The sequence below is a fragment of the Nafulsella turpanensis ZLM-10 genome (assembly GCF_000346615.1).
GTDB lineage: Bacteria > Bacteroidota > Bacteroidia > Cytophagales > Cyclobacteriaceae > Nafulsella > Nafulsella turpanensis.
Genome location: NZ_ANNU01000010.1, coordinates 80,275 through 95,228 on the forward strand (window position 1 = coordinate 80,275; position 14,954 = coordinate 95,228).

Annotated in this window: 10 protein-coding genes; 3 read left to right on the forward strand and 7 right to left on the reverse strand. The window is 45.9% G+C overall.

Features of this window, described 5'->3' with window-relative positions:
• Positions 1-13: 13 nt before the first annotated feature.
• The gene (locus tag F752_RS23515) at positions 14-493 is read right to left on the reverse strand and encodes a hypothetical protein (protein WP_236613980.1); all 480 of its coding nucleotides are present in this window, start codon (positions 491-493) and stop codon (positions 14-16) included.
• Positions 494-614: 121 nt separating this feature from the next.
• Here F752_RS23515 and crtD point away from each other — a divergent pair, with 121 nt between their 5' ends.
• Complete coding sequence (gene crtD / locus F752_RS0105100; RefSeq protein WP_017730655.1) at positions 615-2,093, forward strand: 1-hydroxycarotenoid 3,4-desaturase CrtD; 1,479 nt, start codon at positions 615-617, stop codon at positions 2,091-2,093.
• On the opposite strand, the gene F752_RS0105105 is transcribed toward crtD, so the two are convergent.
• Positions 2,090-3,571 carry an MltF family protein gene (locus tag F752_RS0105105; RefSeq protein ID WP_017730656.1) on the reverse strand — a complete coding sequence of 494 codons (1,482 nt, stop codon included), beginning with the start codon at positions 3,569-3,571 and terminating at the stop codon, positions 2,090-2,092. The genes crtD and F752_RS0105105 overlap by 4 nt on opposite strands.
• Positions 3,572-3,830: 259 nt before the next feature.
• Between F752_RS0105105 and F752_RS26200 the strand changes: the two genes are divergently transcribed.
• On the forward strand, positions 3,831-3,989 hold the full coding sequence (locus tag F752_RS26200) for a hypothetical protein (protein WP_017730657.1): 159 nt from the start codon (positions 3,831-3,833) through the stop codon (positions 3,987-3,989).
• Between the two features lie 221 nt (positions 3,990-4,210).
• On the opposite strand, the gene F752_RS0105120 is transcribed toward F752_RS26200, so the two are convergent.
• The 5 genes from F752_RS0105120 to F752_RS0105155 form a co-directional block, all read right to left on the reverse strand.
• The gene (locus F752_RS0105120) at positions 4,211-5,518 is read right to left on the reverse strand and encodes a TolC family protein (RefSeq protein WP_026135532.1); all 1,308 of its coding nucleotides are present in this window, start codon (positions 5,516-5,518) and stop codon (positions 4,211-4,213) included.
• Positions 5,519-5,530: 12 nt separating this feature from the next.
• Positions 5,531-8,587, reverse strand: coding sequence for an efflux RND transporter permease subunit (locus F752_RS0105125; protein ID WP_017730660.1), 3,057 nt, complete (start codon positions 8,585-8,587; stop codon positions 5,531-5,533).
• A gap of 3 nt (positions 8,588-8,590) precedes the next feature.
• Positions 8,591-9,679, reverse strand: coding sequence for an efflux RND transporter periplasmic adaptor subunit (locus F752_RS0105130; RefSeq protein WP_017730661.1), 1,089 nt, complete (start codon positions 9,677-9,679; stop codon positions 8,591-8,593).
• 576 nt (positions 9,680-10,255) lie between these two features.
• On the reverse strand, positions 10,256-12,925 hold the full coding sequence (locus F752_RS0105140) for a TonB-dependent receptor (protein WP_017730663.1): 2,670 nt from the start codon (positions 12,923-12,925) through the stop codon (positions 10,256-10,258).
• Positions 12,926-13,520: 595 nt separating this feature from the next.
• The gene (locus tag F752_RS0105155; RefSeq protein ID WP_017730666.1) at positions 13,521-14,090 is read right to left on the reverse strand and encodes a DUF3575 domain-containing protein; all 570 of its coding nucleotides are present in this window, start codon (positions 14,088-14,090) and stop codon (positions 13,521-13,523) included.
• Between the two features lie 341 nt (positions 14,091-14,431).
• Here F752_RS0105155 and F752_RS0105165 point away from each other — a divergent pair, with 341 nt between their 5' ends.
• Positions 14,432-14,644: a hypothetical protein gene (locus tag F752_RS0105165; RefSeq protein WP_017730668.1), complete on the forward strand. Its 213-nt coding sequence runs from the start codon at positions 14,432-14,434 to the stop codon at positions 14,642-14,644.
• The last annotated feature ends 310 nt before the right edge of the window (positions 14,645-14,954 follow it).

Below are 14,954 nucleotides of genomic sequence, written 5' to 3' on the forward strand. Positions count from 1 at the left end.
CGGCAACATTTTACTACAACAATTCGTCGAAGGCCTGAAGGTCGGCAACATCGAGCTGCAGGCGGCGACAGAGGTAAGCCATCTTATTGTGCTCCTCAACGCTTATACCATTGGAGGCATCGGCAAACAGATAAGCTGTTTGGGTAACAAACTTTTTGGCATATGGATAATTCCAGAAAAAGCACTCCAGCGCCTGAAGGAACTCCTCTTCCCAGGCAGAAAGATGGCTAAGGAGGTAGGCAAATTCCTTCCGGTAAGCCTGGGTCAGTGCTTCATGCTGCTCCGGATCGTCGGTTTCGCGAAAAGAATCGCCTAAACCAAAAGCCAGCTTTCGGCAGTAGTCCCATTCCTCCCGGTCCACTATACCATCCGAAGCCGCCATAAGTAAAGCAGGAAAAAAGGCCAGAAAAGAGGTAAACTGCTCCTGATTAAAAGAAGTACGGCGGTTTTTCTTATATTTTTCGTAAAGGTTAAGGATGATTGCTTCAGGCATGGACATGCAATTGACACAAAGTAGAATTCTACTCAAGGTAGGAATTTTAACAATTAGCCAGCAATTAATGTAACACTTTCCATGAAAATTAACTTTTTTACTTTTTAATTTAATTTTTTTAATGAAAAAGGCAGCTCCAACAGCCGGAATCATCGGCGCAGGCATTGCAGGTATGGCTCTTTCCATCCGGCTGGCATGCAGAGGCTATCGGGTTCAGGTGTTTGAAGCGAACCCTTACGTGGGTGGCAAACTTTCTGAAATACAGGAAAGTGGCTTTCGATTCGATGCCGGTCCTTCCCTTTTTACCCTGCCCGAGGAGGTAGATGCCCTCTTTCGCCTGGCCGGTGAGGCTCCGGAAGCCCATTTTCGTTATCGGCGGCTGCCGGTATCATGTAAGTATTTTTATGAGGATGGAACCACGATAGAAGCTTTTGCCGAGCCGGAACGTTTTGCCGATGAGCTGCAGGCCAAGACAGGGGCCGACCGTGAGCGGGTACTGAAAGCCTACAGCAACAGCAAAATGTTGTACGATTTGCTCAACCCCCTCTTTATGCGCCGCTCCCTGCACTCCTGGAAAACCTTCCTGAACCGAGATTCTCTGAAGGCCTATGGAAACCTGCACCGGATGGACTTTTTACGCAGCATGAATAAGGCCAATGAACAGTTGCTGCAAAACCAGAAAGCTGTACAACTTTTTAACCGCTACGCCACCTACAATGGCTCTAACCCTTATGAGGCACCGGGCACCCTTAATATCATTCCTTACCTTGAAATGGGACTGGGCGCTTATTTTCCTGAAGGGGGGATGTACAGCATAAGCAGGAGCCTGTATGAACTGGCTAAACGTTTAGGCGTACAGTTTCACCTGAACAGCCCGGTGGAGAAAATAGTGGTGGAAGATAAAAGAGCAATAGGGCTCCAGCTAAAAGGAGAAGTTCTGAGGTTTGATTCTCTTATCAGCAATGCAGATATGGTAAGCACCTACCATAGGCTCCTCCCTTCCCAAAAAGCACCCAGACGGCTGCTTAGCCAGCCTAAAAGCAGCTCTGCCCTTATTTTTTACTGGGGCATAAACCGGCAGTTCCCGGAGCTGGACTTGCACAATATTTTCTTTAGCGAAGATTACCGGGAGGAGTTTGCCCATATTTTTCAGAAGGAGGCGATTTACCACGATCCAACTGTCTACCTCAACATCAGCTCCAAATATAAGCCTTCCGATGCTCCGGAGGGCTGTGAGAACTGGTTTACCATGATAAATGTACCCAATAACAGCGGACAGGACTGGGATAAGTTAATAAAACAGGCAAGAGAATGGATAATTGCCAAATTGAGCCGGCAGCTGGGGGTAGCCGTAGAGTCTCACATCATTTACGAGCAGGTGCTGGACCCGCGCCTGATTGAATCAAAGACCTCTTCGGCCCGTGGAGCTTTGTATGGGAACAGCAGCAACAGCCGTTACGCCGCTTTTTTACGGCATGCCAATAAGAGCGGCCGTATCCAGAACCTTTACTTCTGTGGAGGGAGTGTCCATCCCGGAGGGGGCATACCGCTCTGCCTGCTTTCTGCCAAAATAACGGCAGACTTTTTTCCCCAGGCTTAATTAGTGGCTTTCGCGAGTATTTCGCCCGGGCTTTCCTGAATGAGCTGCTTATAACGCTCGGTCCGGCGCATAATGGAATTTACATATTTTACGGGTTCACTGCCCCGGCAGTAGCCATATTTCACCACCTCATCGGTGTAGTATTTAGGGGTAGCCTTCCGCTCAAGGAAGTATTCCACATTATCTTCCCAAACCTGCGGATCTTTACCATATTTTACTGCCAGCCGGCGGGCATCCAGTACGTGGCCCTGCCCAACATTATAAGAAGCCAGTACAAACTTTTTCCGCTCCTCAGGGTCCTGTATTTCATCGGTCCAGAAGTCGTCCAGCCACTTCAGGTAACTGGCACCGGCCCTGATGTTCTGGCGTGGATTGAGCGGATCTTCTGCTCCGAAAATCTCGGCTGTTTCGGGCATAAGCTGCATAAGGCCTGTAGCACCCATCCAGCTTTCCGCTTCAGGATTAAACTTGGACTCCTGGTAAATAATGGCGGCCATTAAACGCCAGTCCCACCCAATATCGGCTGCCGCTTCTTTTATAAAAGTATCGTAAGGGGAAATCTGGTTTCCGTTAATGGAAGAGTAACTGCTGCTGGCAAGGCGGCGCATCCCGCTCCGGTTCTTGAAGTACTTATTATAGATCACGTAGTAATCTGTTTCCTTCCGCATCTCCCTAATCCAGCTATTAATCGCCTTCAGGAGTTCAGGAGAGCTCTTGCGCACTCCCCAGGCAATTTTCTGAGGAAAGCTAATGGCAGTTTCCACGTCGAGGTTAGGATAGTAGGCAGCATTCAGGAGGGCCACATCTTCATCGGCAACGGTATAGTCAATTTCTCCGTTGGCTACTTTCCGGATCATTTCTTCCGTTTCTGCATCGCCTGTATCTTCCACTATATTAATATCTTCTCCAATTTCGGCTGATAAGTGCTGCAGGCGGTTATAAAATGCAGAAGCTTTCCGTACATAAACTGTTTTATTTCCCAGTTCCAGCGGGTTCCGAATAAGGGATTCTTCAATCTGGTGCAGTTTCATTTTGCGCCAGTTCTTCGGCTTCCGCTGTACCAGCACCTGTCGCACTTCGTTGTGGTGAAGGGTAAAGTCTATATGCTCCTGTCGCTCTTTGGTTACCGTTAGGTTATGAGCGATAATATCGCCTTCGCCTCTGTTAAGTTTCGCGAAAGCCTCCTCAATATCGGAGGTAATAATAATTTCCAGGTCAACTTTAAGGTTATCGGCCAGGCGGCTGAGGAGTTCATACTCATAGCCCATTGGCTGGCCTTTGTAGATGAAATAACTGGTAGAGCTGTTATCGACTATGGCAATTAAACGCCCCCGTTCTTTTATTTCTTCCAGATCCAGCTTTACCGGTTCTTCCAGAAAGCTCAGCCCTAATAAATCTGCCTGCTGCTCTTTATTCGCTTCCGAACCTGAAGGCCGGCACCCCAGCACAGGAAGTAACAAACTTCCCAAGAAAAACATCTTCCTGAACGTTTGGGATATCTGTTGCCTGTAAAAAATAATCGTTTTCAGTACCATAATTAATATGCCGGTTCTGCAGTAATGCTTTCTGGTTATTTTAAGTAACCAATCAGAAGCATATTTATCATTCTGATGTTAGCAATATGCAAAAAATTATAAATAAATAATAATTTTCGGCTTTGGTTGACACCAAAGGTAACACTTATCCTGAAAAATGGTTCACTTCTCAGAATATAACATAGCTCTACCGTTAAAAATTATGCCAGAGCTGACAAAAATTACAGCAGTATACGGAGTAACTAAAAGAAGGTTGGGGTTTAACATCAGGGGCCGGAAATGGCTTTTCCAGCCTCTGCTGTTTTCCGATGAAGTGGATCAGAACACCAGCTACCCAATCGACCCATATGCCACTGATTAACAGCCATATAAGAGCGGTAGCTTTTTTTTTCAGAGGGGCCGGAGGCAAAAAGTTTCCAGTGCGGATAAAGCAGAAACTATTGAAAAACTCACCAGCTGATTTTTCACTGTAAAGCCTTTAGCCTTCAGAAAAAACTGCAGAGAAGAATTACTACAAGTAAACCAGGCTGATTTGCCATGTCCGAAGCGCATCCGGGCTTCTTCCGATACAGCCTGTGGCGCCTAAACAGCCGACATGACTGAGCCTGCCAGGCGCTTCAGTTCAATTTCTGCAGCCTTAATGGTATAAACCGCATTAATCAAACGCAACTCGGCCACTAATGCATTCTGCTGCGCTTCCCGGAACTCAAGGGAGCTGGTGATACCCATCTTATATCGTTCCAATGCAATATCGGCATTTTCAATGGCTACCTCGTAATTCGACTGCGCTACCTCTAACAGGCGGAGGCTATTCTGGTAAGCAGCATAGGTGGCACTTATATCGCTCTCCAGGGCCAGGAGAAGTTCTTCATACTCCAGCTTTTGGTTATGCTGCTGAATTCTGGCGTTCTGAATTCGGTTACGCAGCACAAAACCATTGAATAAATTAACAGAGGCAGTAAGCCCATAATTAAAGCCCGTCCGCTGGTTAATGAGGATAAAGCCTGCTTCTGACTCTGAAATATCGCGGCCATAGGCCCCAAAAAGGCTAAGCTGTGGCAGGCGCGCTGCCTGCAGTTCGCGCATCTGTAAATGGGCTACATTAATTTCGCGCTGGGCAGCCATCAGCAGGGGGTTCTTAAAATTCGCAGCTTCCAAAAGGTTGTCAAGCACCAGGTCATCTTCTATTAATATCGTGTCCTTTATTACCAGGGGTTCACCGGCTGCACTTCCGAGCAGTTCGTTAAGCTGAATACGGGCTACGGCAATGACTTCTTCCTGGTTAATCAGCTCACTTAAGTCTGTATTATAATCTACCTGCGCGGCCAGGTATTCCTGCTTAGAAGCTTTGCCAAGCTCGTAGCGATCTTTTGAAATTTGCAATCGCTCGTCTGACAGTTCCAGGGTTTCCTGTAACCTGGAATACCGCTGCTGTTCCAACACCACCCGGTAATAGGCAGTGGTAATGGCGGCAACCGTATTTTCGATGGTTACTTTGGCCTCCAGCTCACTCAGCTCGCTAAGTGTACCCAGGCGCTTAAAGGTATACAACGAGCCCAGGTTAAGCAGGTAACCTGCCTCCAGCGAAGCATTGGTGCTGTTAGATGTCGCTTCTTCCTGCACCTCTACCGCGGGCTGATCTCTGAACTGCTGCTCTACATCCTGCACACTCCAGCTTTTTCCGGCACTGGCATCTACAAAAGGAAGTAAACCTGCTTCACCGGGGTGGTAGAGGTTTTCAGCCATTTCCTGCTGGTTCTTTGCGATTCGGATAGCATAATTATTATCCAGGCCTAAAGCAACGGCCTCCTCTAATGTTAGCGCCCGCTGGGAAAAGGCATATTCAGAAAGGCCCAGCATACAGGCCAGACATAGGATTAATTTTCTCACTAATCTCAGTTTTTAAGTTCTTGCAACTCGTGCTTGTTTGTTCGTTAAATAGGAGTAGATGGCCGGAATGACAAAAAGGGTTAAAACGGTTGCAAACACCATTCCTCCTACTACGGCAATGCCCATTGGCACCCGGCTCTCTGAGCCTGCCCCCAGGGCAAGCGCAATAGGCAAAATGCCCAGAATAGTGGAGAGGCTCGTCATCAGGATAGGGCGAAAGCGAGCTACCGCTGCGCCGGTTATAGACTCATCTACCGACAATCCCTGCGCTTTTCGCTGGTTGGCGAACTCCACAATCAGGATACCATTCTTGGTTACCAGGCCAATCAGCATAATAATCCCAATCTGGCTGAAAATATTGAGCGTCTGGTCGAAATACCAGAGGGAAATTAAAGCACCTGCAATAGCCAGTGGAACAGTAAACATTATAATGAGCGGATCCACAAAGCTTTCGAACTGGGCAGAGAGCACCAGGTATATCAGCACAAGCGCAAAAAGAAAGGCAAATATGAGGCTCGAAGAGCTATCGCGGAATTCGGCCGAAACACCGGTTAAGTCGGTTGTATACTCATCGCTCAGCACTTCTTCGGCAATCCGGTCCATCTCTGCAATACCATCGCCAATTTTATAGTCTCCGGCCAGCCCGGCCGATACTGTGGCACTTACATAGCGGTTAAAGCGGTATAACTGTGGCGGCGTACTCTGCTCACTGGTTCGCACCAGGTTATCGAGCTGCACCAGTGCGCCGCTTTCGGTACGGACATAGAGCGAACGAAGATCGAGCGGACGGCTTCGGTCTTCGCGCTGCATCAAGCCTATTACCTGGTACTGCTTACCATTTCGGTAGAAATAGTCGAAGCGTTGTTCGGCATATGCCAGCTGCAGGCTACGGGCAATATTCTCGATAGAGATACCGAGGTTACGGGCCTTCTCCCGGTCAATTTCCACCCGCAGCTCTGGTTTGGTAAACTTCAGGTTAATATCGGAGAAACTAAATATTTCGCTTTCATTTACCTCTTCCAGAAATTCTGGCAGCACCTCTTTAAGTTTTTCAATGGTGGGTGCCTGCAGCACATACTGTATTGGAAGACCTCCGCCACCGCCACCAATCGACTGGGGCTGGGAAGCAAAGGCACGGGCAGCGGTCGATTCTTTTAGTATACCTGTTACCTGCTGGAATATTTCATCCTGCGAGCGCTCCCGGTCCTGTGCATCACTTAAAATAAGGTTCACGAAACCGGAGTTGGCAGAGTTGGAGCCCCAGCCTGGTGAGGTAACTGAAATCGTAGATTCCGTTTCAGGAATTTCGGTTAAGAACTGGTGTGTCAGGTGGTCGATGTAGGGATCCATATAATTGAAGGTGGCCCCCTCGGGTCCTACGGCATTCACCCGTATTTGCCCCCGGTCCTCTACCGGGGCCAGTTCTGAGGGCAGGGCATTAAAGAGCCAGTAAATTGCGCCGCCCATTACTACAATGGCGACAAAAGCCAGCCAGCGAACCTTCATAAAAGAATCCAGCGCATCGGCATACCAGTCGTTCAGCTTTACGAAAAAAGGCTCTGTTTTTCGGTAGAACCAGGAGGGTTTAGCGCGCTTTTTGAGCAGGCGTGAGCTGAGCATGGGCGTCATGGAAAGGGCCACGAAAGACGAAATTACGACGGCACCTGCCACTGCCACGCCAAACTCACGGAACAGGCGGCCGGTTGTTCCCTCCAGAAATATTACGGGCAGGAACACCGCCACCAGTGATACAGTAGTGGCAATAACGGCAAAGAAAATTTCATTGGAGCCTTTTTCGGCAGCCTCCCGGGGCTTCTCGCCCTTTTCCACCCTCGAGTAAATATTCTCCAGCACCACAATGGCATCGTCCACAACAAGACCAATAGATAGTACCACAGCCAGCAGGGTAAGGATGTTGATGGAAAAATCGGCCAGGTACATGACAAAGAAAACCCCAATCAGCGAGATAGGAATGGTTACCACCGGAATTACCGTGGTGCGCCAATCGCGCAGAAAGAGGAAGATGATAAGCACCACCAGAATAAAGGCCAGAACAATCGTCTCCTGCACCTCGGATATTGACTGACGGATGTACTCCGTATTATCAAAGCCAATGGCCAACTCCACATCTGCCGGCACATCATTCTTCAGGTCCTCGAGCCGGTCGTAAAATTCATCAGCAATTTCGATGCTGTTTGAACCTGGCAGCGGCACTAACACCACTCCCACCATTGGCACGCCATCGCGTTTTAAAATAGAGCGCTCATTAAGTGCTCCAAGCCGGGCCTCCCCTATATCGCGAAAACGCACAATATTATCGCCCGATTCCTTGATGATGATATCATTAAAATCCTCTACCGTTTGAAGGTTTCCCAGGGTACGTACCGAAAGCTCAATATTTTCACCTTCAATTTTACCCGATGGCAGCTCCACGTTATTGGCCGTAAGCCTGCTCATTACATCCATTGGAGTAACACCATAGGAGGCCATTCGGGAGGGGTCCATTTGCAGACGCATGGCATATTCCCTTTCTCCCCAAATGCGTACTTCACTTACCCCGGGTATGGTCTGGAGGCGTTCTTTGAAAATATTTTCAGCGATATCCGTCAGCTCCAGCAAGGTGCGCTCGTCGCTACTAATGTTCAGGAATACAATTGGCTGAGAATCGGCATCGGCTTTGGTAACGATAGGTGGTTCGGCATCGTCGGGCAGGTTCCTGCGCGCCCGCGACACTTTATCGCGCACGTCATTGGCAGCTGCTTCCAGATCGGCACCCAGCTCAAATTCCACCCTTATATTGCTGCTACCGTCGGCGCTGGTAGAGGTAAGGGTTTTAATGCCTGCAATCCCATTAATAGATTCCTCCAGCGGCTCGGTTATCTGCGCTTCTATAACATCGGCATTGGCACCTACATAGCTGGTGCGCACATTAATAACCGGCGGATCGACACTCGGATACTCCCTTACGCCGAGGAAGGAAATACCTATGGCCCCAAACAGCATAATAACCAGCGATAACACGATGGCCAATACAGGGCGATTAATACTTACTGATGATAAACTTGCCATGATTTAATTTTTCAGGACTACATCCTTTACTTGTACAGGAGCACCATTCTTTACCTGCAAAATACCCGTGGTCAATACCGAATCGCCGGCCACTAACCCACTGGTTACCTCTACCTGGCTGGAAGTTCTAACGCCTGTATCCACGCGCTTTTCCACTGCTTTCCCTTCCTCTACCACATACACTTTGTATCCATTCATTTCCGGAATAAGGGCCTGGGCAGGCACCATAATAGAATTTTCATTTACATCCAGCACCAGCTTTATCCGTACAAACATTCCCGGTAACAACTTTCGGTCATCGTTCTCGCTGAGGGCTCTCATGGTTAGGGTACGTGTTTCGGTATTGATTCGGGGCTCTACCGCATATACTTTTCCTGTTCTTACCACATCAGAGTTTTCACTCCTGGTAAAGGCAATCTGGTCACCGACACCTACCTCATTGGCATAACGTTCCGGTACAGAAAACTCCACCTTTACAGGGTCGATACTCACCAGGGTGGCAATATTGTCGGCTGGTGTAACATAGCTGCCTTCCGAAACCTCCCGCAGACCAATTGTTCCGCTAAACGGAGCTCTTACAATAGATTTCTCCAGTTGGGCTTCCACCACTTTAATATCTGCCACATTGGTTTTTAGCTCATTAAGGGCAATATCATACTCTTCCTGGCTAATCGCCTCCCGCTCAAGCAATTTACGCTGCCGCTCTTCACTTTGTTCGTACAGCTTACGGGTATAATTCAATCGTTCCAGCTGTGCCTGAAGCTCATCGTCGTTAAGGTATATCAGTGGCTGCCCTTTTTTTACATACTCCCCTTCTTCAAAGCTGATGCGGGTTATTTTTCCGGCCATTTCAGGACTGAGCTGCACACTTTCATTGGCCAGGATACTACCGGTAATGGTAACCGTATTTTCGAGCGGCTGAGGGTCTGCCACCACCACCTCTACCTGCAGCGGACCTGTGGCGGCCGGTGCTGCGGCGGCAGCCACTTCCTCTCCCTCATTTCCCGCTAAATCCAGCTTCGGATAAATGATTAAAAAGGCCACTACCAGTATAATAACAACGGTAAGAATTCTTTTGGTAAGCTTATTCATGATTGATTATCTGTGACAGTACATTTTCTAAGACAGAAGCTAAAGCAATATTTCCCTCAAGCCAGCCCTGTAAGCACAATAGGAGTAAGGCGCAGTTAGTTCCTCTCTGCCTCATCCGGGCTGCTGCTTTTTGTTATAAATGATAAGGAAAAGCCATGGCTGCAGATTATCCTGCAAAATTCGCTTAAAAATATAAAGGAACCAAACCAATGGTCTAACATTAATACCACTTGTCACTTAGTTCGTCCGTAGATCCAACAGCTTTCTTAACGAAAGAATGGAGATGGGATTATACAGGTGAGCTAGAGAATAATCATTTCCCTTCAGCAAAACAGGTGGTAAAAAAACCTAATCTACTAATAACATAAACAAATTCACATTCAATAAACAAAGTCCTTTATTGACTATTCAGGTCTTAATCCATTCAGAATGGATCATCTGCTTTAAGCTGTTCGAAAGAAAAAAAGCGATGCAGAGAATCTCCACATCGCTTCAATGCTGATAAATAATATTTACGTTATTCTGTTCTCCATTATCAGCACCTTTGCTAGCTGAATAAGGAGAAAGAAACAGTTATTAGTTGCCTAAAAACCCAACCCGGAGAGTTGTACTCCAGGTTCTTCCAAAACCAAAGTATCCAAGATTATCTCCTATCTCCACTCCTTCTCCCTGGTAGTTGGTGGAAAGTTCAGCAATGTACTCAGTATTAAACACGTTGTTTACGTTTGCGCTCCAGCTGAAATCCATACCTGAAAATTCGAATGAATAATTCAGACCAGCATCTACTAAGCCATATGCCGGTACTTTAACTGCCTGTCCTCCTTCTGAAAGGAAAATATCATCTTCTGCAACATTAAAGTCTGCATAGAGATCTGCGGCATAGAAATAAGTAGCATAAACTTTCAGGCGGTCAAAGAAAGTATAGTTGGCACCAAGGCTTGCGGTCGTTTGAGCAGCGTTACCAACCTTCACATTATCAAGGTAGAGTGTCAGTTCGTCTACCGCCACCAGAGACTCATTAAACACTGTGGCATTAACGGTTTCTGCATATCTCCAGTCTCCAACTGAACCCATAAAGTCAATGGTGAACTTTTCGGAAAGACGGGCAAAACCTTCCAGCTCGATACCCTTATGTATTTGGGCTATGTTCTCAAAAGTAGCAGATCCATCCTCTCCGTTATCAAGCCTTACTCCACGAGAAATAACCCTGTTTGACCATGCAGTGCGGTAAGCGTTCAGATTAAATGCAAGTTGATTTGAGCGGAAACCGTAACCTGCTTCAAATCCTACCACATCTTCATTCTTAGCATCAGGATTTACCTCATTGGTATTATTCAGGAATATACCATTGAAGGTTGGCTGGCGGGAGTAATAACCAGCATTAGCAAAAACGTTATGCTTATCGTTGAAGTTGTAGTTGGCACCACCTTTTATATTAGCACCTAACATAGATTCCCAGTCAGATTCATTCTCTCCGATAGGATAAAGGAAGTAGTCAATTCTCTTAAATGCCTGATTGGAACCGGAAATGGCAACAAAAGCAGAAAAAGGCTCAGTAATATATTCCAGCTGCCCGAATAAACCAGCCCAGCGTACTAGCCCATCGTTATTATAAGCGATTGGAACATCATCTTTGAGAGAAACTATTGCTCCTGCAGCGTTTTGCTCAGTAACAATAAGGTCCGGATTATTTACATTATACCTTTCAACATACCCATCTGCTCCAAGCAGGTCATGTAACCTACGATAGTGAAGTCCTTTATAAGTACGAAGGTCCACGCCTGCAGTAAGCTTCAGTTCATCCGAAAGGTCTGCATTGGCCGATGAAATAACACCATACCAGTTATGCGAGTTGATAGAAGAACGAAGAACTACTCCATTGCTTGAATTTACCAACTGCTGGCCATTGGTAGGTTGGATACCCGGTATACCGTCAACTGACTGGCCGCTGTTTAATGCAACTATTTTATCAAAATCAATTTGCTGATTTTCATCTCTAAAAGCACCGGTATTTGGATAAGTATAGTTGGCAAACCTACCCGTACTTCCTGTTCCTCCCCCACGGCCCCATGATGCATAAGCCGTAGTGGATATTTCCAGATCATCATTTACTGTAAAGTAGTGGTTCAGGAAAGCAATTGGCTTATGATAGAAGTTTCTCTCAAATGTAAAAAACTCCCCATCCTTATAACCCCACTGAGGGTTAAATCTGTGCCCTATAGAGTCAAGATAATTAATTGTAAAGTTGTTACCGTTAATATCTTCATCAAACCCGCTAATTGCTCTCTGGTTGTGCCACTGTGGAGCGCCTGTTGCAGTTAACTGCAACAAGTGTCTTTCTCCCAATTGCTTTGCAATAGAGGCAAAGTAAGAGTATGCTTTAAATTGTGTTCCATCAATATAGCCATCTCCAAAAGTATGGGAAACAAGAACACTGGCAGCAAAGCCATTATCCATAAGGCCTGTAGAAGCTGATACACCATACTTCTGGTACCCATCATTACCAACACCTGCCAGCGCCTTCACACCGGGTCTTGCTTCAGTGGCTTTAGTAATAATATTAATTGAACCCCCTACTGCAGATATAGCAAGCTTTGACGCTGAAAGCCCTCTTTGTACCTGAATAGCACTCGTTACATCGGAAAGACCTGCCCAGTTAGACCAGTAAACCCATCCATTTTCCATATCATTTACAGGAACGCCGTTAATCATTACAGCTGTATTCCGCATATCAAAACCCCGGATATTGATTCGCGAGTCTCCAAACCCTCCAGCTCCTTTAGTAGTATAAACAGAAGGTGTTACTTTTAGAACCTCAACAAACTCCTGGTTGCCCACTTTTTGTGTCAATTCCTCACCCCTAATAGTGGACACTGCTACTGGAGTTTGACGTTCAATGGCAATGTCAGCTGTTACCTGAACTTCTTTCAAGCCGATAGCTTCTGGCTCTACCTCAAAAACGCCTACCTCAGTCACCCCTACTTCTTCAACCTCAGAAGTAAACTCAATCGGAAGGTACCCTACAAATGAAATCACGAACTCCCTTGTACCGGGTTCGATGTTGTTAATCACAAAAACCCCATCCAGGTTAGTCATTGTTCCTTTTGTAGTTCCTTTCAAAACTACGTTAGCACCAGGGATTTCATCTCCTGTTTCCGCATCAACCACCTTTCCTCTGATAGATCCTTGCGCAAATGCAGCTATGGATAGAAGGGTCGCTAAGCAGGCTAGTAAAATTTTTTTCATTTCCAGCGGTTTAGTTCTAATTTAATTGTTTGATTCTTAGCATTGAAAATCGAGAACAAAACTAAATTGATGATTCTGAATTTCGCCGGAAAGGTCGTTAACAAATTTATAAATCAAAAGTTTTTTGGTAACAATTTATTAATATTGATTTGTGTTATTTTTCAGTTGCAAAAAAAGGTATCCGGAAGGTTATATTAGCAACAGAAAAGGAGTACCAACAGAACAATTTTGCTTATTTAAAAAATACGCTTTACAATTTCTTCCGTCTCCCCGAATAACAGAATATTATTGCCCTCCCGGCGGCATCTTATTCCTGAATATAATTTTAGCTTAGCCCGGTTTAAACCCTTAGCCTTTCCTTTTCCTATTTACTTTCGCTACCACTACTGTAACAGGCACAGAACTCCCAAAGATTCTTCCGCTAGCCTGCTGCCTTCCCGGCTTAGCTGTCTTCTTCCCTTTCCGCTTAATCCCTTACCAGGTTTTCTTTGCAGAAAGCAGTTTGATTACAACCTGATGGGTTTATTTAGTTAAAAAAAAGAGGCTGCCCCTACTTATCAGGACAGCCTCTTGCTATGGTACATGAATAATCCTTTTAAAATGCCACGCCCAGCGTTAAACCGCCGCGAATCCAAAAGCCCGACAGACCACCATTTAAATCAAAGTCCTCTTCTCCGGCAGAACCTTCGTATTTGAAACTGGCTTTGTCATATTTCGGACCTATATACATATCAAGAGTAACCCGGTCGCTCTGGCCGAATAGCCACTGGTGGCCTGCTACCACCCCACCCCCAAAGGTAGTCATTGTGGCAGATTCTTCCATTCCTTCAGCAGAGGTTGAAAGGTTAAAACTCGAATACCGTAAGAACGGAGTTACATGCCAGCCTTCCGGAGCACCTTTCGACTCAGACAAATACAGTCTGTACTCAGGCGTAATACCGTACCCGCTGTACTTAAGAGCATCGGTACCTATGCTGGTAAAATATACACCAAGCTGCACGGCTTTAGAATCATTCAGGACTCTTTCGTAGCTGAAGTTAAAGGTTCCAACAGCAAGTGAAAGCGGATTAAACTTTACAACATTACTCCGCACCTGAGCCTGTAACTCGCCGGACATAAATATTCCACAGCCCAGTAGAAAGGCAACAGCAAGAATTCTTTTCATAAGGATATTTGGTTTTTGGATGAGAAAATTTCTACTGCAATACTAGAGGGATTTCCGGAAACTAATAGAGAGAAGGATTTTTATACATTACATATTCAATAAATCATTGTATTAAAATATTTTTAACAATGCTTAAAATGGATTATTCCTTCCCTACGCCTGATGCAGCTGCCATTCAGGAATGCCAAATAATACTTTTTCATCTTTAGCTTAATATTTATAGTTCAACCATTAAAAATCATACTTAATTTCCATAAGAGATTTTCTTCTGTAAAAAGGATATTTTTTTAAAACAGCAGCAAACATTACTTTAACATGGAGGTAGCAGGACATCCGGATGTTTGAGAACCCGGGTCCGGGCAGCAGAACAGGAGAAAAGAAAAGCTACTGTTTTAGAAGGTCTGGCACCTCTCCTCGCCAGTTGGCAAACCGTATGTATGATGTATGCCGTAAAAAGGCAGCAGACCAGTAAAGTCTCCTTCGAGCTACGTAACCGCTCCCTCCTGAACTCTCTTCGGGCGTTTACCCTGCCTTCTGCTGAAACAGTTCAGTGAAGATGTACGTATTAAATTTTATTTTATATATCTGAAAGAAGATGTCCCCAGTCATGTACCGCTGCAGGTTAGGAGAAATACCGGTTCCAACAGCTACCTTTCCGGTAACTTATTGTAACTCTTTTTACTCTTTAGGGTTATTCTAATCAGGAGGAGGTCAGGCTTTAACGCTCATGCTAGTACGTCTTCTTAATAATGTAAACAACCGCTGTCTCGCATATCAGCATCAGACATTGAAAAAGCTGTAGTGTAAAAGATAGGCAGATCATCAGTAAGCATTGCCTGGCCCGAATTACTAACTTAAAAAAAC